The organism is Oceanispirochaeta sp. M1 (assembly GCF_003346715.1).
GTDB lineage: Bacteria > Spirochaetota > Spirochaetia > DSM-2461 > DSM-2461 > Oceanispirochaeta.
This window is the reverse complement of sequence record NZ_QQPQ01000001.1, coordinates 31,457-49,162: the sequence shown is the minus strand read 5'-3', so window position 1 is coordinate 49,162 and position 17,706 is coordinate 31,457. Positions and strand designations below refer to the sequence as shown.

The following is a 17,706-nucleotide window of genomic DNA, read 5'->3' as shown; positions in this document are numbered from 1 at the left end:
TGACTCCGGTCTGAATTAAGTTACGGAGAAACTCAGAACAAATGAAAAAAAATGTACTCTTTCTATTATTGCTTACAATAACAATCGGTCCCCTCACTGCACAATATGCACCGGGAGTCGATTGGAAGAAAATTGAAACTGAAAACTTCACAATCATTTTTCCCGCAGAAATCGCCGAACAGGCCGCAGTTGTAGCCGGAAAGATAGATCTGGTTTATGAAATGGATGCCATGGCTTTTAAGAAAGTAAGGCAATCCAAATGGCCTGTCATCCTAAGCACATCCGGCATGGTTCCCAATGGTTATGTTGCCATGGGACCTCGAAAAAGCAACTGGTTTGGAACCCCAATACCAGAAGATATTTCAACACTGGACTGGTATGATACTCTCGCTCTCCATGAGACACGTCACATGGTTCAATTTGACAGGCTGAACAGCCGCCTGAATCACCTGTTATATATTCTGATGGGACAGACCGGGCTGAATATAGGTATTTCTTTAGGAGTACCGGACTGGTTTTTTGAAGGAGATGCTGTTGGAGCAGAGACAGCTTTTTCAGATACAGGAAGAGGAAGAGATCCACTCTTCTATCAGGGAATGCTGGAGGTAGTCAGGGAAGGTGAGTTTTCCTATCAGAAAATGGTTAACGGTTCCTTCAGAGATTCGGTCCCCGGTCATTATGAAATGGGATATTTCCTGACTTCATATATAAAAAAGAACTATGGTGAAGACAGCTGGGATAGGATTCTTGATTCAGCAACTCTCTTCCCCATCCCAGCCTTTGGGATGTATCTGGGTGCAAAAAAAATCAGCGGAAAATCATGGTCAGCTCTATATGATGAGATGGCAGAGGATTTGAAAAAGCAGTGGAAAGCACAGACTGACAAGGTGGATCTGACAGAGAATACAATTATAACAAATCCGCTGGAAAAGGATGCTGTCAGATGGGAAATAATATCTGTGGAGAATGGACGTATCCTGGCCAGAAAAACATCCATGGCTGATACTGCGGAACTTATTGAAATCACAGACAAGGGTGAGAAGAAACTGCAGAGAGTCCCCGAATATGGCTCAATGCATGCATCCGGGAATAAAGTTGTATGGTCATACATTAAACCATCAACCCTCCACGCAGCACAGAGTTGGTCTGATGTGATGGTATTGGATCTCGAAACAGGAAAAACAATAAACCTCAGCAAGAGAGAACGATATTTAATGCCTGCTCTCAACCATACAGCCGATAGGATTGCCGTAGTGGAATGGAGTGAAGAGAGAAAAGCTTCGCTGGTAATACTAAATACATCAACTGGTGAAGTAACAAAATCCTACAGGCTGCCCGAGGGATATTTTCCTGCAAATCCGGCATGGTCAGACAATGATAAGACTATCTATTTCACCGTTCAAAGCGACTCCGGCCGTGCCATAGCCGGTATGAAGTCAGATTCTGGAGATTTTTCTCTTCTGACAGAGTTTAGTGCAGAAAATATTAAATCAGTACGGCCCTGGGGTGATTATGTATTATACAGTTCACCCTTAAGCGGCTTAGAAAATATCATGGCTGTTCATATTGCATCGGGAGAAAAATTCCAGATAACATCTCGTATCAACGGAACCATAAAGCCCTTCACCGATATCCGGAATGAGAGTCATGTTCTTTATTATGAGGAAAATACTCCTGGTGGATCACTCCATATTGCCCGTCAGGAATTAAATCCCGAAAACTGGATAACAGAAAAAGCTATGACCCCCCTGCCCTTTGTCTATTACGGAGACACCGGGCATGTAGAGGCGGACGCCGGTTGGAATCTTGAGCGCGTCAATCAGGAAGCGGATGTATACACAGAGGAAGATATTCAGGATTACTCTCTTCCAGGGAGTAAGTTCAACATTCATTCATGGGGTATCGGCAGTGTAGAAAATTTCGATTCAAGGCTTCAGGTCTATGTAAAATCAAATGACATCCTTGATACAATGGAATGGACCCTGGGAGGGGAATATGATTATAATGACAACTCCCCGGGAGCATTCTTTAATTTAAAATGGACCCAGTTATATCCAAATATAAGCTGGAAGAATTCATACCGGTACAGAGAAATTGAAAGCAATATGAGCCATGATTTATCAACAGCCCTGGACCTGTCCTTCCCAATTAACCTTAGCCGGGATATATGGTATCACTCATTATTACCCTACACAGGAAGCAGTCTTCAGGCATGGATTGATAAGAGGGGTGTTCAAGATTCAAATCTGACTGTTCCCCTCTATTATGGAATGGATTGGATATCAGCCCTACCCGGCAGTTACCGCAGTTTGTATCCTAAACTGGGAATAAACGAACAACTATACTTCGAACACAATCCCCTGCAGAACAGTGAGTACTTCTTTTCAAACCGCTTGACTCTCTATCTGCCGGGAGGCATAAGAAATACAAGCCTGATGTTAAGTTGTAACGTTGAGAATCAGACCGGAAACTATTCAAGCAGAGTCTTATTCTCCAGAGGATATGAAGCCGACACTGCGGGTCAGCTCTATCAATTCAAGGGCAACTATGCTTTTCCCCTATTGTATCCTGATCTGGCTCTTGGCTCCTTTTCCTATATAAAAAGGATTAAAGGAAACCTGTTTTATGATTACACAGGACTATATGAAAACAAGACAGAACAGGGAAGCTTTCAGTCGGTGGGAGCTGAACTCTCTATGGATTTCACTGCTTTAAACTTTAAGAATCTCCCAATTAATATGGGTGTTCGATTCTCCTGGCTTATAGAAGAAGAGAAACCAGTTGTTGAATTCATGTTTATGAATCTTTAGCCCTGAGTTTGTGTCAGTCCGGGGGTCAGAAGCCCTTTTCCTCCGGACTAATTAAAAACCGTCAGAAAGAGAACCGCAGCAATCAAAAAGATGCTGATAAACCCGGCAATCATGACTCCCAAAGTTTTTGAATAACCTACAGGGCTAATCTGCTTCCTTTTGTCCAGTGATTTAATTATCGGATATAGTCTCCAGTAAAAAGAGGAGATTGACAGTATCAGAGCCCCGATACTGACCAGCTTGATTGTATCATTTCCAAGAATAACAATGACAATCAATAAGGAGATAAAGATAAGTTTGGTACCGGCTACCCAGTTAATCAAGTAACTGACAAGGGGATAAATTACTGAATCATTCTTTGACTTTTCGTAGGCATTAAATACGCCCATACCGTTACCCCGTCTGGTCCCTGGTGTGAAGTACAGCATAACAATATTCGCCGTTTCCAAAACAACAAAAATCATTATTACAACAGATAGAATATTCACTGCTTACATCCTTTTAGTCTTCAATTTATTTTAAAAAAACCTGAGATCTTACATTTATCTATATCATTATTTTAACAGACGTACATTTATATGCATACATTAACACCATGGAATTGTAATCCCGGGGATGGCCAGCTGTTCATGACTTCAATTATCATTGCGGAAACAGATGATGCGGTGGGTTTTTATATTAAATAAATTCTCCACTGCCGATAACATCCTGAAAACTCTGTCTACAACTCTATTTTTATTTACTTAACAGAAAAAGCCCTGGATTTATTGATACAGAGCATTATATTTAGAGTTCTGACGATGTGATAGGAGAGAGGGCAGCGGCCGTTGGCCATGTCTTATTCCCTCTTAAAAGCATTAATGGGGTACAGTATTTCGCTGTACCCTTTTCTTATGTACTGAGTTGCTCAGTAATCTCAATCATTTTTTTATAGTTTTCGAGAGTAGAAGGACTAATATTCCTCCCGATGGGAGAGGCCGAGGGCATGAGAATAAATCCGCTGCCAGAGTCTGACGGTCCGGATCCAAGGGCTTCTCTCACTTTTAGTTCAAAATCGCCCTCCCCCATTATCTCTATATCACTGAGTTCCAGATTCCCAAAGAGAACAAGTTTGTCCCCATATTTTTCTCTCAGGTATCTTAGGGAGACATCCCCCTGGGGAGGAGGTTCAACGGGATCCAAACCTATACATCCCGTAGAGACAACATCATCGAGGACTGACTTCAAATTTCCATGTAGGTGCATTCGTGGATATCCATCATATTTCCTGATAATATCAATGATTGGTTTATCATAACGGACCACATATTCCCTGAATAGACGGGGTGGAAGATAGGGAGGACAGGCATATTCAGGACCATAGATCCGCCAGAGCCGCCCCGGCAGAGCCCGGGCTATTGCTTCTGTCCTCTTTAAGATCAGTCGACTTATCTTTTCCAGGGCTTTGTGAAAAAGCTCCGGCTCAGTCAAAGCCATAATTGTGTATTCTCCCATATCAAAAAGTGAAGCGGCCTCGCACAAGGGATCACCCATATCCAGGCATACAATCCCCGAATCTCCCAGAGCTTCTTCAATCTTAATAACTGAAGAGACATCCACCTCTCCGCTAAACTCAGACACAGGTAGATTAATCCACTCTTTAAAGTCTTCAATATCCTTTATGAAATGCTCCAGCGTCCAGATTGTATCGACATCTTTGTCTCTGGCAGTACGCTGAGTCAGTATCTTCTTTCCTGCCTTTATTGTGGTTGTCCTGCAAAAAGATCCCTTATCATTATAAAACTCTTTTATACTGGTCAATTCTTCCAGAGGATCGGGAGCTGTATTCAGAAAATTCACAGTTTTCAGCACAATCCTGTCTGATTTTTTAATCGTCAGATCAATCAGGGGCTGCCAGGTTGGATCTGTATAGATATTAAAGGGATCTTTGTCTGTAACATCCTGGGTCAATCCATCAAGCTCATAAAAAGAGACGGGAGGCCTATCGACCTTCTCTCCCCGTATAGCAGCCATAAGTCTCTCTTTTCTGGTCATAATAAGCCCTTTACTTTTTTCCATACCTATCATGTCCTTATTTTTTAAGAGAGTAATAATAATAGCAGCTTCGAAAATCGGCCATGAATTTAACTTTGGGATAACCATCCCTTTCCAGAGGAAAGACTGATTGATCTGATTTTATATCAGAGAAATATTCCTCAGTATAATCCATTACAATCCGGCAGGATTTTTGGTACCGAATCTTATCCATCTCCCTGCAGCGGAGCATAGCAATACGAGAGCCTCCTGCAGGCAGAGTCTCATTTTTTAAAATGGCAGAGTAGCTGTTGGACTGGACACACTTGAATCCCCAGGAATAGCCGTAATAGTCTTCTGTTCCGAGATATTCCATGGAAGGATGGTCCTCACCATCAATGTAGACCTCATTATTGGCCTCACAAAGGCCTTCTCCCTTTGCACAGAAGGGATTGTCCGCTTCAATTTGCAGCCAGTGAGCGGCAATAGCTCCAGCGGATTCACTCTTAAACACTTCGAGAATATCATTGGGAACAAGATTACGCCCCACTCTGTAATCTACCAGAAGATATCCGCAGTTTTCCGGCAGTGAAGGGAGAAGGTCATACTGCAAATCGCTGTATCCGATCAGATCAATATCTGATGTATTTTCTATCTCAATTCTTATATGTTTCCGAAAGGGCATTTCCAGATGGAAATTGTGTGAATATTTGACTTTTGAAAAGAATACAGTATCAAAAAAGCTGCTCCCGCACTGAATATCTCCCAGAAAATCCATCCAGGGCATCTCTATGGAAGGAGTCTCTTCCATGTCGTACCACACTCGAACAATCAGAGATTTTGCGCTGTCGTCGCTCCCGTCTTCAACATTCAGATCTTCTTTTTTTTTAAAATAAATTGAGGAGTGAATTTGAGAAACTACGCCGGGGCCTTCCCTGTCAATGAGTGTAATAACTGCCCGGCCGTTTAATTCCTGCATACCCGGATATTTATCATAAGGCCAGGTAACCGAACTGAGATAAGTTCTTCCCGGTTGAAGAAGAGAATTATTCAAAAGTCTATTATGCTCCATAGAAAAGCCCCCCCCTCATAATTTTTTAACTCTTGACTGAGCCGGAGGTTAATCCGGAAATGAAAAACTTCTGCAGCCAGATATAACAGATGGCCAGCGGGGTGATAGCGTAGAACAGAATGGCAAACACATCATCCCACTTCTGGGTGTATTGTCCGATTGCCCGGAATATTCCGGTGGTGACAGTATAGAATTTACTGCTTCCGAATATCACGAAGGGTGTTATAAAGTCATTCCAGGTCCAAACTGTAATAAATATAATTACACTGATCAGGGCCGGCTTCATGAGGGGAAATATTATACGGAAGAAAATCAGAATCGGCCCGGCCCCATCCATTCTGGCTGATTCATCCAATTGGGGAGAGATCGTGCTGATATAACCTGTCAGGACAAAAGTAGTAAAAGGCATGTACCAGGCGATGTAGAGAAGAACCAGACCCGGGGCTGTGAGCATCAAGCCGATTGTTTTGAGTATCTGTATTACTGGTATGAGAATAACCTGTATGGGAATGAGCATACCTGCCAGGAGCAGCATATATGCAATTTTGAAAAAGCCTGTTCTGTTCCTGGAGAGGATGTATGACATCATTGAGGCAATCAGAACGACTAGAATAAGTGTCACAATTACCAGCCCCATTGTGAATACATAGGCTCGGGTTACATTGAAATTGGGAGCATTGAAGTTTCTTATCAGATTATCCAGGGTAAGGTTTCTAACAGGGATTCCCATGGGATTGGCATAGATGTCTTTTTCTTTCTTAAAAGCATTGATAATGGCAATATAAAAGGGAACCAGACTGATGAAAGAGACTATCAGTAAAAAAAAATGCTTAATAATTGCCGGTATGATTTCTTTCTTTCTTATCTTCATATTTCGTTAGTTTCCTTCTTATCAACTTATGAGAACTTCTTCTCTTTTACGAAGAATCCCTGTCAGTACCAGAGCGATTGTCATTACCAGGGAAGTCATGTATATAGCCACTGCAGATGCATAGGATATTCTAAATTGATTAAATCCAATTTTCATTATATAGACAGCAATGGTTTGGGTTGTTTCAGCGGGTCCCCCTCCGGTCATAACAAAAATGATATCAAAGATCTTCATATAACCGGTAAACAGGAATATTGTGACTGCTGTGAATGAGGGAGCCAGCCAGGGGAATGTAATGGCCCGGAATTTTATCCAGGCATTTGCCCCATCTATTTTTGCGGCCTCATATAAATCCAGGGGGATTGCCTGGAGTCCCGCCAGATAGAGAACTGTAGCGAATCCGGTTGTCTGCCATATACTTATTATAAGGACAGTAACAGGCGCATTTCGGGGAGTCCCCAGGAAATCAAATTTGGGAATTCCATACTGTTCAAAGAGAGTATTTACAATCCCTATATAACTCAGCAATCCTTTAAAAATGAATCCTACAGCCACAAGGCTTATAAGTTGAGGAAAGAAAAATGCTGCTCTGTAAAAGTTATTAATATGATTCTGCTGCTTTAACAGAACCGCCAGAGTTAATGAAATAACATTTACAAGAATCGTACCCAGAATTGCAAAATAAAAGGTCGTTACAATACTTGAACGGAACTCATCATTAGAAAATGCACGGATATAATTGGTGAATCCGATAAATTCCATGGATTTTCTAATTCCGTCCCAGTCAAAAAAGGAATAGTAAAAACATAAAATGATGGAGAAGACAATCAAACCCACATAGATGATAAATCCAGGAGAAAAGAGTATCAGATTCTCAATCTTGATTTTTGTTGGTCCTCTTAACTTCATACAATATTTTTCCTTATACAAAAAATTAAATTGGAGAGTGTGAAGTGCAATTGATGTCACACTCTCCATTATTTTATTTTACTTCTGCAACAAAATTATCAATTTTCTTAAGAAGGTCATCCAGGCTTGAATATGACTGAGTCAGAACAGCCTCAGCCCCACTGGTGAAATAATCACCAATACCCATGGGTGGTGCATCACCTAATGGGTGCTGCATCACAGGACGGGAGAATTCCGCACTGGTAACCAGATCAGCCAATTCTTGCTGAAGTGATGACATGGAATATGACAAGGGGGGGGTCAGGTTGGAGTAAAGACCATCTACCTGAAGAAATTTAGCTCCTAATACAGGGTCGAGAGTCGCTTTTTTCATCAGCTTAAAGGCTAATTCCGGATTTTCAGAACCTGAATAAATAGCAAAACCATTTCCATATCCACCGGATTTAGTGACATTAACTCTTCCGTCTTTTGTTGGAAGAGAGAACACGCCACATTCCCAATCTTTCTCCGCTGAAGCTTCAGCGGCGGTAAACCAGGAACCCATGGGGTACATTACGGCCTGCTCATTAAGAAATGCCTGTTCCAGCTGTGCATAACCGATACTTAAGGCTCCTTCCATGAAGTAACCATCTTTCACAAGTTTATCCATATATTCAAGAATTTCAAGAACCTGGGGATCATCCCATTTCTTTTCTCCTGAGTAAATCAGACTCCACCAGTCGGGGTATTCTTTAGAGAGTTCAGATCCCATAAACAGATCCCAGAAAAGTACAGGAACCCACTCACCTCCCATGGCTATAGGAGTAAATCCGGCATCCTTGATTTTTGCACAGACGGTGTTTAAATCATTCCAATCATATGGAATATCATCTTCTGTCAAGCCGCTCTCGGCCCAAAGTTTTTTGTTATAGAACATTAAACCCTGAGGCTGGGCTGAAGAGGGAAAACTATACAGCTTGCCCTCATAGGCTGCAGACATAAGATTCTTGACCTGCTTTAAATCAGTATCATATGCAGGGATCTCCCAAAGATGACCGGCATCAGCAAAGGCCGGTACATCCTGAAAATTCATCCAAAGGTCAGGAACATCACCGGAAGCCAGCCTGTTACGTATAAAATCGCTTGAAGTGGCAGATGTGGTGGCAGATGTTTCTACAATTTCAACCAGCACACCTGGATTCTCCGCTTCAAAAGCGATTGCCACAGTTCTATAGAATTCAAGGTCAATGTTGGGTGTAATCCATACCATCCATTTGATAGTGGTCGTCTCTTGTTTGTCCTCCGCCTGCCCACCGGAAAAAGCCGGGAGTAGAACCATCAAAGAACACAGAATAATAAACAGTAATCTCTTCATCATATAAGCCTCCATTTTTCTTTGTCAAAATATGACATTTTCAATCCATTATATTTTCACACGGTCTGTTTGGGGTGTATAGTTACCCTGGTAACCAATTAAAGTACCCTGGTACTTTTTACTTTAATTGTTTTTCCATTCAAACTCAGATATCATATTGCCATGCTGCAAAAAAGAACAATCCGGCTTCTGTTATTTCTTTTTTCAATAACCTTACAATGTCTTTCCATTCTCCAGTATCTTTGGAAGGACATTGAAGTATATAGCTTTAACTGGTTCCCTCAGTATATTACGGTCGTTATTATTTCAATACTGTTGACGATTCTGTACTATTCTATTAAAGCCAGGAATTATCAATTTTTATCTTTATTAATCAGATTTGTTCTGTTGTTGGTCGTTTTTTTACCATCGGGAATTTACATTGGATTGAAGCAATTTTTTCTACTTTCTTTTCTCCTTGATTTAACCTTTTTTTACCCTTTCCCCAAGAATAGTATAATGTCCATATGTTCTTTTATGACAATTTATATGGTCAGCATTATCAGTAGATTCTCAGCCCAGGATATTCCTCTTCCTGTATTTCATGACATTCTTTATGTGTTTATTTTTTCTTTCCTGGCAATATTCTTTTTTACATTCTCAAAATATAATTTTGATTCCTATTCTCATATGGTAAACAGGGTCAGTCACCTGGAAAAGACGATTAAAAAACTTACTGATGCAAACAGTGGATTTCAAAACTATTTACAAATCACAGAAAAAAAATCTACTGAAGATGAGAGAAACAGGATTATCAGAGAAATTCATGATTCCATAGGATACACTCTTACAACTGTAATGATGCTCTCTATGTCTATTTTGGAATCAAATGAACTGAACATAGATAATAAAATAAAAAAGGTATTAAACAATATAAACAGTTCGGCAAAAAGTGGCTTGAATGATATGCGGATTGTGCTGCGCATTTTGAAAATTAAAAAAGAGGATAAGGAGTCTGACTTATCAAAGCTCCGTAAAATGGTACGAGCTTTTGAGATGGCCACGAATATCGAGGTCAGGCTGGAGTACGGAAACTCTCCAAGTAATTACAGTAAAGAGGTTTCTCATTTCGTATTTCGGCTCATTCAGGAGGGGATGGTTAATTCCTTAAGACATGGACATGCTACTAAGATCGATGTTTATTTGTTCATAGAAAATAAATATTTGATAATTTCTATCTGGGATAATGGAAAAGGATTCAATGAATTATCCCTTGGAATCGGTTTGAAGGGAATGGAAGAAAGATTGAAAAAAATTAACGGAACCTTCTCAATATCAAACAACACAACGGGTGTCTCCCTTCGCATTGAGATACCCATGAACAAGGAATCACTTGATGAATAAAATTAAAATTCTCCTGGTAGATGATCAGATTCTTTTTATTAACAGCCTCAAGACAGTCCTCGAAACCAAGGGAAAGGAAATTGACGTTATCGGGGTATGCTATAACGGAGAGGAGGCTATCGATTTCTGCCGGCACCACAGTCCAGACATGATTCTTATGGATGTAAAAATGCCTGTAATTGATGGTGTGAAGGCCGCAAAATCAATAACAGAATCCCAACCACTTATCAAGATTGTCATGCTGACAACTTTTGATGAAGATGAGTATGTTAAAGAAGCACTGAATGTGGGTGCTAAAGGCTATTTACTTAAAGATATGCTCCCGGAGGATCTTATCTATGCTGTAAAGACCGTGATGAACGGAATGATGCCTATATCTCCCTCAATCATCAAGCAAAGTATGACCAAAGGTGTATCCAGGGACGTCATGGGGTGGTTTAAGGAGTTAAACAGCAAAGAACTTGAAATCTTAAAACTTATTACCCATGGATATGATAATCAGGAAATTGCCGAAGAGGTCAATCTGGCAGGGCAGACTGTTAAAAACTATGTATCAAATATTTACGAGAAAATGGATGTGCGAGACCGAATGCAGGCGATGAGGCTGTGCATTGATCTTAAACTATTTGAAGAATAATGAGAAATCAGGATAATATGACATTCTCAAACCGGCAAATAATTTTTAGCATTCAGAACGCATGCATGAGCTGCGTGGTGTATACAGAGACAGATAGCTGATCACCATTTATAAAAATCAATGAGAGGTCTCTTGATTTTTATTATTTAAACTCTTGTTGTAGAATTTTGTAAATATCACTGTAATAAGTACTACTGCAAGAACCCAAAAGTACATTTCCGAATCTGATATGTATGAAATTAAAGTAACCGCAATGATCAACAAAGATTGAAGTGTATATCCCATAGCCCGAGATCTTTCGATATTTCGAATGATCCTTTCATCTTGTAGGCTGAGATCATAATCCTGCTGATATTCTTTATCATTATATTTAATAATTAGAAATATTAAAAATGGAAAAACAACAGCAAATAATCCGATTCCAAATCCATTAAAAAATGAGGAATTAAAATCTGTCAATCGTGTAAGAACCAGAGTTATTGCTGCAACAATATTTAATGCACCAATTAGTATAATCCTGTTTTTTAAAGTAATTTTCATCTGTTATAGCTCTCCAAATAATTCGTCTAATGTTTTTCCCAGTACCCTGCAAATATTATTACAGAGTGAAATTGTCGGATTATAATTGCCCGACTCAATTAAACCAATGGTTTGTCTGGTTACACCGCAGAGTTGGCCCAGCTCTTTTTGTGTAATGTCTCTTTCCATTCTTGCAATCTTTATTCTATTTAGATTCAATAATGCCCCTCTTCATGTAACTATTATATTCCATATGTAATATATATATTGCATAAAGTCAACTATACATTGCATTCCTTCATGAAATATGTGATAAAATAGATGAAATCAAAAATGATGATGCGAAACGGAGTGAATCAATAGTGAAATGCTACTATCATAATGACATAGACGCTGTTGCAATATGCAAAAACTGCAGCAAAGGCTTATGTAAAGAATGTGCTGCAGAACTGGATGATGGAATAGCCTGCAAAGACAGGTGCGAAGAACAAGTAGAGTACATCAACTCACTGATAAACAGAAATATTAAGGCTATCTCAAACAGAAAGCGTTTTTTATTACGATCCTTTCTCTTTACCTTCCTATCCGGCCTGATCTTTATTATTTATGGAGTCTACAACTTTCGAGGAAATGGATTTGACTATTTTACCATTTCAGTCGGTTCTGTTTTTCTACTGACATCTTTATTTACAGTACTGAATGCCAAATCTCTTGAAGAGAAAAAGAAGAGAACGAAGTAATATTCTATTCCGGGTTTTATTCGTTATTACAAGAGCTGATATCTCTGGATATTCCAGCTCTTGTGCAGGACATTATGAAAAATATCTGCCCATAGCCTCCAACTTTCGAACTCAGAATCCTCAACAGTAAACTGTTTCTCCGCAAAACAATAAAGGATTCCTGCACAAGAAGATTGACACATAACAATTATGATCCTATATTCACGTTTCCTCTTGCTTCGAGTGCTTGGTTCACTTATCTTTAGTAATACAGTACTACTTTTTTATGCTTATTCATCAGTTAATAAGAAGGCATATAAAATGTGTATCAAAAAGATACAAAATATTCTTATCCTCACGACACTGGTTCTATTGAGTGTTATGGCACATGGACAATCATCAACCGGACAAAACCTCAGCAATTTACCCGATCTTCCCTTAACAGTTGAGGAACAGAATTGGATACAGAATCATTCTGTAATACGAATCGGTGTGGATTCCTCTTATGCTCCCTATAGTTTCCGTGAAGAAGATGGAAGCTACCACGGTATCGCAATGGAGTTTACCGAATACCTCAGCCAATGGCTTGGAATTACCATGGAAGTAATTCCTGATTTAAGTTGGACTGAAATTCTAACTGCTGTTCAGGATCGGGAATTGGATGTGGTACTCACCATGTCCCACAGGCCTGAACGCGAAGAGTTTGTGAACTTCACCGAGATCTATCTCCCCACACCTCTGGTCATTATGGAGCAGAAAGGTGTGACCAGAATCCGAAACGAATCTGATATTGATGGTCTAACGGTGGCACTGGTAGAGGAATACTCATCAACGGCCAGGGTATTGGAAGAACACCCCGCTGTGAATCCGCTTCTATGTGGCCGGAAAAACCGCTATCACCAACCTTGCTGTAGCCTCTCTTTATGGAACAGGGCTTAATGGTCAGCGTTATGGAGTGAGGAAAGACTGGCCGGAACTGGCATCAATATTGAACAAAGCCATGTAGAACATGCCCGAGAAAGATAGACGTTCATTGTTTGAGCAGTGGCTGCCTCCCGAAGCATCACTCCAGGCCGTAAAGAGGCCTCCAACAGAACAATTCTTTCTGACAAACGAAGAACGTATATTGCTTACTGAAAATGCACCCATTGAGATAGGTGTGATGAATGCCTGGCCCCCCATTGATTATGTAAATGACCAGGGAAAGCCAATCGGGATCGGTGCCAATTTTATAGAAGCCATCAATTTAAGACTTGATGGAGCACTGAAAATCATACCCGGTTCGTGGGATTTTATATATGCAGAGTATCATCCATTTACAGTCAGTTCTCATCCTTCATGCTGCAATCTGAGAGTGACGGTAAAAGCCCTGGGTGACTATACTTCTAAATTGCAGTCCAGTTTGCATGAGGGGGTAAGTTCTTCCATACAGGGACCATATGGGATGTTTAACTTTAAAAATGGAAAATACAAGAAACAGCTCTGGATAGCAGGCGGAATAGGAATTACACCGTTTTTATCGTTCATCACAGAGGTCGATGAAAACTATCATGTAACCCTCATCTGGACAGTGAAGACCCTCGGTGAAGCGAGCTATCAGGATGAATTGAATTCTGCAATCAAACATAAGCCAAATGTCAGAATTTTGATTCATGATACAGAGACAAAGAATCATTTCAGCATAGAGAATCATTATAACAGTGTCAATTTAGCAGATACGACGGCTTTTATTTGTGGTCCTGAAGGAATGCGATATGGCTTTATTGAGCAATTATTGAAGAAGAGAGTGTCTATTAATGATATTCACTTTGAAGAATTCAGCTTCAGGTAAAGCTTGTGAACAATCAGGAAAAAAATGAAATGCATATTATTGCCCATATTCACACAGATTTTGTTACAAAATTTGGAATTCCGCGGCAAAGCGGTCTTATTGAATCGTTGGAAGGAAAGATTATATTTGAACCAGAATATCGTAATTCTGCGGCAGTTCGAGGATTAGATGGATTTTCACATATTTGGCTTATCTGGAAGTTCTATGAGATTGATAGGGAAACCTGGTCACCAATGGTGCGACCACCACGCCTGGGAGGTACTCAAAAGATGGGTGTTTTTGGTACCAGATCTCCATTTCGCCCCAATCCGATTGGACTTTCAGCCGTATCTATCCTATACCGATAGCCATTCTGAGGCTGCTTGTGGATTCACTGACTCTCAGATATACAGGAAAATAGAGGTGGTAATTCCTCAAAAATGGCTCAATATTATACCTGAAAATAAAAGAGAAGCTCTTATCGGAGTGCTATCAAATGATCCCAGACCACAGTATCAGAATGATCCGGAAAGGATATACGGTTTTGAATTTGGAAAGTTTAATATTCAGTTTAGAGTAGCAAATGACACAGCCCTTATTTGCTCAGTATCTCCCATATAATTTGTGTTGTGTCTCCCTGATCTTAAATAAATTCCGACTTTACCGGGGAACGAACATCCTATTTGCCCTTGACGATTGGCCATTAAATATCTCAGTTCAGACTCTAATTCTATAGAAAAGGAGCCTTTATCTGGACATGGCTTTCATTTATCAGAAACAGATGTTTCCCTTTCTTATTGGTTTTGATCAGATAGTACGGGTCTCTGCAATATTGAAAGGGAAAAAAATAAAGAGTCGTCTCATCTGCCGCTTTACATCGGGGATGACGTTTTATCCAGCATCACAGCGGCCTCGACATAAATCCTGACAGCCTGCTCCAGGGTCTCTAGGCTCACCGCTTCATCCGGGCCGTGAGCTGATCCCAGATCCCCGCCAAAGGGTTTCTGTTCATCCGGTGATCCAGGGCCGAAACCTATGGCACCGGGAATTTTGCGGGCATAGGTCCCCCCGGCCATTACATAGGGCTTTTTATGGGAGCCGGTCAGGTTATTATATAAATCGCTCAGTTTCCGGACCAACGGGCTGTCTGCATCAACCAGAGAAGGTGCGCTGTCATAGATAACCTGGAGATCGCCACCAGCAGGTTCTATCAATTCCCCCATAGACTTGACTATCCTCTCGGAATTGTCTCTAACGGGATACCGGATATCCAGGGAGAGAATTAAATGATTCTCTTTTTTCCTCAACATCGTAGCACAGCAGGTCAGAGGACCCGAAATTTCACTCTCTAAACTGATGCATGCCCCCCGGCCGTAATCATCAGACAGGAGAATTCCGAGAACCTTGAAAACATCCCGGTCTTCCACGGGTATAAGATTTCTGTCTTTCAAAAAGGAGATCAGCGGTTTCAGTGCATTCAAACCTGCATGGGGAGAGGATGCATGAGCCCCCCGTCCCGTCGTCTCCAGAATAAGACCGTTCTCCCCCGACCTTACGGAACATTCGGTACTCCCTGTCTCCTGGTGCATCAGATCCGCTGTTGCCGACGGTACCAATTCCATACGGGCAAACTCGGCAACCGATGAGGGAGCAGTTCCTCCCTCAAAGAAAAGGATATTGTCACTTTTCAGGGGGAAAGTAAGATCCAGCCTCAATATCCCTTTTTCACCATGACAGACAGGAAAATCATCATCCGCAACCAGGGAGATATCCGGAACTTCCGCCCTGCTCAGATAGTAATCCATATCCTCCATTCCGCTTTCCTCATCGCATCCCAGAACTATTTTGACACGACTATCCTTCAGCAGATCCTGTTCTCCAAGGTATTTCAGAGCAAACAAAAGGGCTACAACCGGGCCTTTATCATCCACGGTTCCTCTTCCGATGATGTATTCCCCCTGCCTTGTAGCGCAAAAAGGGGGATGATTCCATCCCTCTCCTGGGGAAACGACATCAAGGTGCCCGAACAGAGCGATATCCTTCATCCCTGCTCCCTTTTCTCCCGGCAGATTGATTTCAAGACAGTAATTATCAAAGTTCTTCCATACAAAACCCATCTCTCCGGCCAGCTTTTCTGCCTCTTTCAGAACGAGGTAACAATTCTGACCATAGGGTTTACCCGGAAGAGACTCCCCCCGGACACTGGGTATGTCAATAAGCCTGTTCAATGTCTCGATAAATTGCTCCCGATTTTCGGATAGAAACTGATCAATAGAATGTAAACCTTCTGCTATAGAAATCATTTAGAAACTCCTTTTTCACTAAATAGAACCACTGATTTTGGTAAATATTATATATTATTACTAAATTATAAAGAGATTTTAGTAAACCCAAAGGGCTTAAATGCTACTTTAAAGGGCATTTCCCTGCTTCATCTTATATTTTAATTATTTATTCTTGACGGCTAAGTAAAACTTGGTAATAATATAGACTGTTTTAGTAAAATCATATAAACGGTGAATAAATGGCAAGATTAAAAGACATAGCAGAGTTGGCGGGAGTCTCCATCGCCACGGTATCAAGAGTTCTGAATCAGGATGAAAGCTTTTCCATAACCATGAAGACCAAGCTGAAAATCCTTCAGATCGCTCAGGATCTGCAATATCAGAGAACAAACAGTACCCGCAGTTCAGAGAGTATTACCAAGGCCGGCCATCTGGGGCTGATCATGACCCGCAGTTCAGAGAGTATTACCAAGGCCGGCCATCTGGGGCTGATCATGCTCTACAGTGAATCAGATGAAATAAAAGATCCCTATTATCTGACAATACGTACCAGTGTCAAAAAAGAGGCAGCCGAACTGGGTCTTCTGACAAGCGAGTTTTTCTACTCACAGGAAAATAACCTGAACATGAACATGATCGATTATTCGGCTCTGGTCATTATCGGGTCGGTAGGTCTGTGGACAAAAGAACTGGAAACTGCCGTCAAAAAGGCGGACCGTCCGGTAATCTTTGTGGATTTTGCTCCCCATTTTCCCGGCGCGGACTGTGTTCTGACGGATTTCCAAAAAATGATGGAAACCGTTCTGGATCATATGGTAGGGATGGGATATGAAAAAATCGGCTATATAGGGGGGCAGGAGTTCAATATTGTGACGGAAGAACCTGTCAAAGACCCCCGGGAAACCTATTTTGAACAAATTATGAAGATAAATGGTCTGTACAATCCAGATTTAGTTTATGTCGACCGGTCAATCACTTGTGAAAATGGATACAATCTGACCGAAAAAATGATCATGGATAAGGTACTACCTGAAGCTGTTTTTGTAGAAAATGACACAATGGCCATCGGTGTTCTGAAAGCCTTCAGAGAGAATGGCATTAAAATACCTGAAGATATCTCTATTGTCAGTTGTAATGATATCCCGTCAGCAGAGTATCTGACACCCTCCCTGACAACCATGCGGATTCATACAGATTTAATGGGGCAGATGGCGGCCCGTCTGGCCAATGAGCGGATTAGTCTTAAACGGGACACAGGAATCAAGCTGGCTGTTCCCAATGAACTCATCATCAGACAGAGCTGCGGCTCTGAAAAGGAATAAAA

The 17,706-nt window shown here is 41.0% G+C and carries 18 protein-coding genes; 9 read left to right on the top strand and 9 right to left on the bottom strand.

Annotated elements, in window-relative coordinates; translation table 11 throughout:
* Window positions 1–41: 41 nt before the first annotated feature.
* Window positions 42–2,810 (top strand): hypothetical protein, encoded by a 2,769-nt coding sequence (locus DV872_RS00195; RefSeq protein WP_114627809.1) that lies wholly within the window; start codon window positions 42–44, stop codon window positions 2,808–2,810.
* Between the two features lie 47 nt (window positions 2,811–2,857).
* Here the strand turns inward: DV872_RS00195 and DV872_RS00190 are convergent, their stop codons facing one another.
* The 6 genes from DV872_RS00190 to DV872_RS00165 form a co-directional block, all read right to left on the bottom strand.
* Window positions 2,858–3,298: a hypothetical protein gene (locus tag DV872_RS00190; protein WP_114627808.1), complete on the bottom strand. Its 441-nt coding sequence runs from the start codon at window positions 3,296–3,298 to the stop codon at window positions 2,858–2,860.
* A gap of 403 nt (window positions 3,299–3,701) precedes the next feature.
* Complete coding sequence (locus DV872_RS00185) at window positions 3,702–4,868, bottom strand: uroporphyrinogen decarboxylase family protein (protein WP_158546756.1); 1,167 nt, start codon at window positions 4,866–4,868, stop codon at window positions 3,702–3,704.
* Window positions 4,869–4,881: 13 nt separating this feature from the next.
* Complete coding sequence (locus DV872_RS00180) at window positions 4,882–5,895, bottom strand: DUF2961 domain-containing protein (RefSeq protein WP_114627806.1); 1,014 nt, start codon at window positions 5,893–5,895, stop codon at window positions 4,882–4,884.
* A 25-nt stretch (window positions 5,896–5,920) separates the two neighbouring features.
* Complete coding sequence (locus tag DV872_RS00175) at window positions 5,921–6,766, bottom strand: carbohydrate ABC transporter permease (RefSeq protein WP_114627805.1); 846 nt, start codon at window positions 6,764–6,766, stop codon at window positions 5,921–5,923.
* A gap of 21 nt (window positions 6,767–6,787) precedes the next feature.
* The gene (locus tag DV872_RS00170) at window positions 6,788–7,675 is read right to left on the bottom strand and encodes a carbohydrate ABC transporter permease (protein ID WP_158546755.1); all 888 of its coding nucleotides are present in this window, start codon (window positions 7,673–7,675) and stop codon (window positions 6,788–6,790) included.
* Window positions 7,676–7,748: 73 nt separating this feature from the next.
* The gene (locus tag DV872_RS00165; protein WP_158546754.1) at window positions 7,749–9,032 is read right to left on the bottom strand and encodes an ABC transporter substrate-binding protein; all 1,284 of its coding nucleotides are present in this window, start codon (window positions 9,030–9,032) and stop codon (window positions 7,749–7,751) included.
* A gap of 495 nt (window positions 9,033–9,527) precedes the next feature.
* On the opposite strand from DV872_RS00165, the gene DV872_RS00160 reads away from it, so the two are divergent.
* Together DV872_RS00160 and DV872_RS00155 are read left to right on the top strand one after the other, a co-directional pair.
* A complete protein-coding gene (locus DV872_RS00160; RefSeq protein WP_171832026.1) occupies window positions 9,528–10,412 on the top strand; it encodes a sensor histidine kinase in 885 nt (294 codons plus the stop codon).
* On the top strand, window positions 10,405–11,049 hold the full coding sequence (locus DV872_RS00155) for a response regulator transcription factor (RefSeq protein ID WP_114627801.1): 645 nt from the start codon (window positions 10,405–10,407) through the stop codon (window positions 11,047–11,049). Before DV872_RS00160 ends, DV872_RS00155 begins: the two co-directional genes overlap by 8 nt.
* Window positions 11,050–11,166: 117 nt before the next feature.
* On the opposite strand, the gene DV872_RS00150 is transcribed toward DV872_RS00155, so the two are convergent.
* Entirely contained in the window at window positions 11,167–11,589 is a 423-nt protein-coding gene (locus DV872_RS00150; RefSeq protein ID WP_114627800.1) for a hypothetical protein, read from the bottom strand.
* Window positions 11,590–11,592: 3 nt separating this feature from the next.
* On the bottom strand, window positions 11,593–11,787 hold the full coding sequence (locus tag DV872_RS00145; RefSeq protein ID WP_114627799.1) for a helix-turn-helix transcriptional regulator: 195 nt from the start codon (window positions 11,785–11,787) through the stop codon (window positions 11,593–11,595).
* 143 nt (window positions 11,788–11,930) lie between these two features.
* On the opposite strand from DV872_RS00145, the gene DV872_RS00140 reads away from it, so the two are divergent.
* The 5 genes from DV872_RS00140 (at window position 11,931) to DV872_RS27205 (ending at window position 14,718) form a co-directional block, all read left to right on the top strand.
* A complete protein-coding gene (locus tag DV872_RS00140) occupies window positions 11,931–12,308 on the top strand; it encodes a hypothetical protein (protein ID WP_114627798.1) in 378 nt (125 codons plus the stop codon).
* A gap of 300 nt (window positions 12,309–12,608) precedes the next feature.
* Window positions 12,609–13,226, top strand: coding sequence for a transporter substrate-binding domain-containing protein (locus DV872_RS00135; protein ID WP_158546752.1), 618 nt, complete (start codon window positions 12,609–12,611; stop codon window positions 13,224–13,226).
* A gap of 70 nt (window positions 13,227–13,296) precedes the next feature.
* Entirely contained in the window at window positions 13,297–14,118 is an 822-nt protein-coding gene (locus DV872_RS00130; protein WP_114627796.1) for a hypothetical protein, read from the top strand.
* Between the two features lie 5 nt (window positions 14,119–14,123).
* On the top strand, window positions 14,124–14,465 hold the full coding sequence (gene tsaA, locus DV872_RS26785) for a tRNA (N6-threonylcarbamoyladenosine(37)-N6)-methyltransferase TrmO (RefSeq protein WP_199563404.1): 342 nt from the start codon (window positions 14,124–14,126) through the stop codon (window positions 14,463–14,465).
* A complete protein-coding gene (locus DV872_RS27205) occupies window positions 14,392–14,718 on the top strand; it encodes a hypothetical protein (protein ID WP_370446646.1) in 327 nt (108 codons plus the stop codon). The genes tsaA and DV872_RS27205 overlap by 74 nt, the downstream gene beginning before the upstream one ends.
* 251 nt (window positions 14,719–14,969) lie before the next feature.
* Here the strand turns inward: DV872_RS27205 and DV872_RS00120 are convergent, their stop codons facing one another.
* A complete protein-coding gene (locus DV872_RS00120) occupies window positions 14,970–16,400 on the bottom strand; it encodes a Sapep family Mn(2+)-dependent dipeptidase (RefSeq protein WP_114627795.1) in 1,431 nt (476 codons plus the stop codon).
* Between the two features lie 221 nt (window positions 16,401–16,621).
* On the opposite strand from DV872_RS00120, the gene DV872_RS00115 reads away from it, so the two are divergent.
* The gene (locus DV872_RS00115; protein ID WP_114627794.1) at window positions 16,622–17,704 is read left to right on the top strand and encodes a LacI family DNA-binding transcriptional regulator; all 1,083 of its coding nucleotides are present in this window, start codon (window positions 16,622–16,624) and stop codon (window positions 17,702–17,704) included.
* Window positions 17,705–17,706 lie beyond the last annotated feature (2 nt).

Excerpts from the sequence above, each read along its gene's own strand:
- DV872_RS00195 (WP_114627809.1), top strand. The coding sequence starts at position 42 with ATGAAAAAAAATGTACTCTTTCTATTATTGCTTACAATAACAATCGGT.
- DV872_RS00185 (WP_158546756.1), bottom strand. The coding sequence starts at position 4,868 with ATGGAAAAAAGTAAAGGGCTTATTATGACCAGAAAAGAGAGACTTATG.
- DV872_RS00180 (WP_114627806.1), bottom strand. The coding sequence starts at position 5,895 with ATGGAGCATAATAGACTTTTGAATAATTCTCTTCTTCAACCGGGAAGA.
- DV872_RS00175 (WP_114627805.1), bottom strand. The coding sequence starts at position 6,766 with ATGAAGATAAGAAAGAAAGAAATCATACCGGCAATTATTAAGCATTTT.
- DV872_RS00170 (WP_158546755.1), bottom strand. The coding sequence starts at position 7,675 with ATGAAGTTAAGAGGACCAACAAAAATCAAGATTGAGAATCTGATACTC.
- DV872_RS00165 (WP_158546754.1), bottom strand. The coding sequence starts at position 9,032 with ATGATGAAGAGATTACTGTTTATTATTCTGTGTTCTTTGATGGTTCTA.
- DV872_RS00160 (WP_171832026.1), top strand. The coding sequence starts at position 9,528 with ATGTCCATATGTTCTTTTATGACAATTTATATGGTCAGCATTATCAGT.
- DV872_RS00155 (WP_114627801.1), top strand. The coding sequence starts at position 10,405 with ATGAATAAAATTAAAATTCTCCTGGTAGATGATCAGATTCTTTTTATT.
- DV872_RS00150 (WP_114627800.1), bottom strand. The coding sequence starts at position 11,589 with ATGAAAATTACTTTAAAAAACAGGATTATACTAATTGGTGCATTAAAT.
- DV872_RS00135 (WP_158546752.1), top strand. The coding sequence starts at position 12,609 with ATGTGTATCAAAAAGATACAAAATATTCTTATCCTCACGACACTGGTT.
- DV872_RS00130 (WP_114627796.1), top strand. The coding sequence starts at position 13,297 with ATGCCCGAGAAAGATAGACGTTCATTGTTTGAGCAGTGGCTGCCTCCC.
- DV872_RS00120 (WP_114627795.1), bottom strand. The coding sequence starts at position 16,400 with ATGATTTCTATAGCAGAAGGTTTACATTCTATTGATCAGTTTCTATCC.
- DV872_RS00115 (WP_114627794.1), top strand. The coding sequence starts at position 16,622 with ATGGCAAGATTAAAAGACATAGCAGAGTTGGCGGGAGTCTCCATCGCC.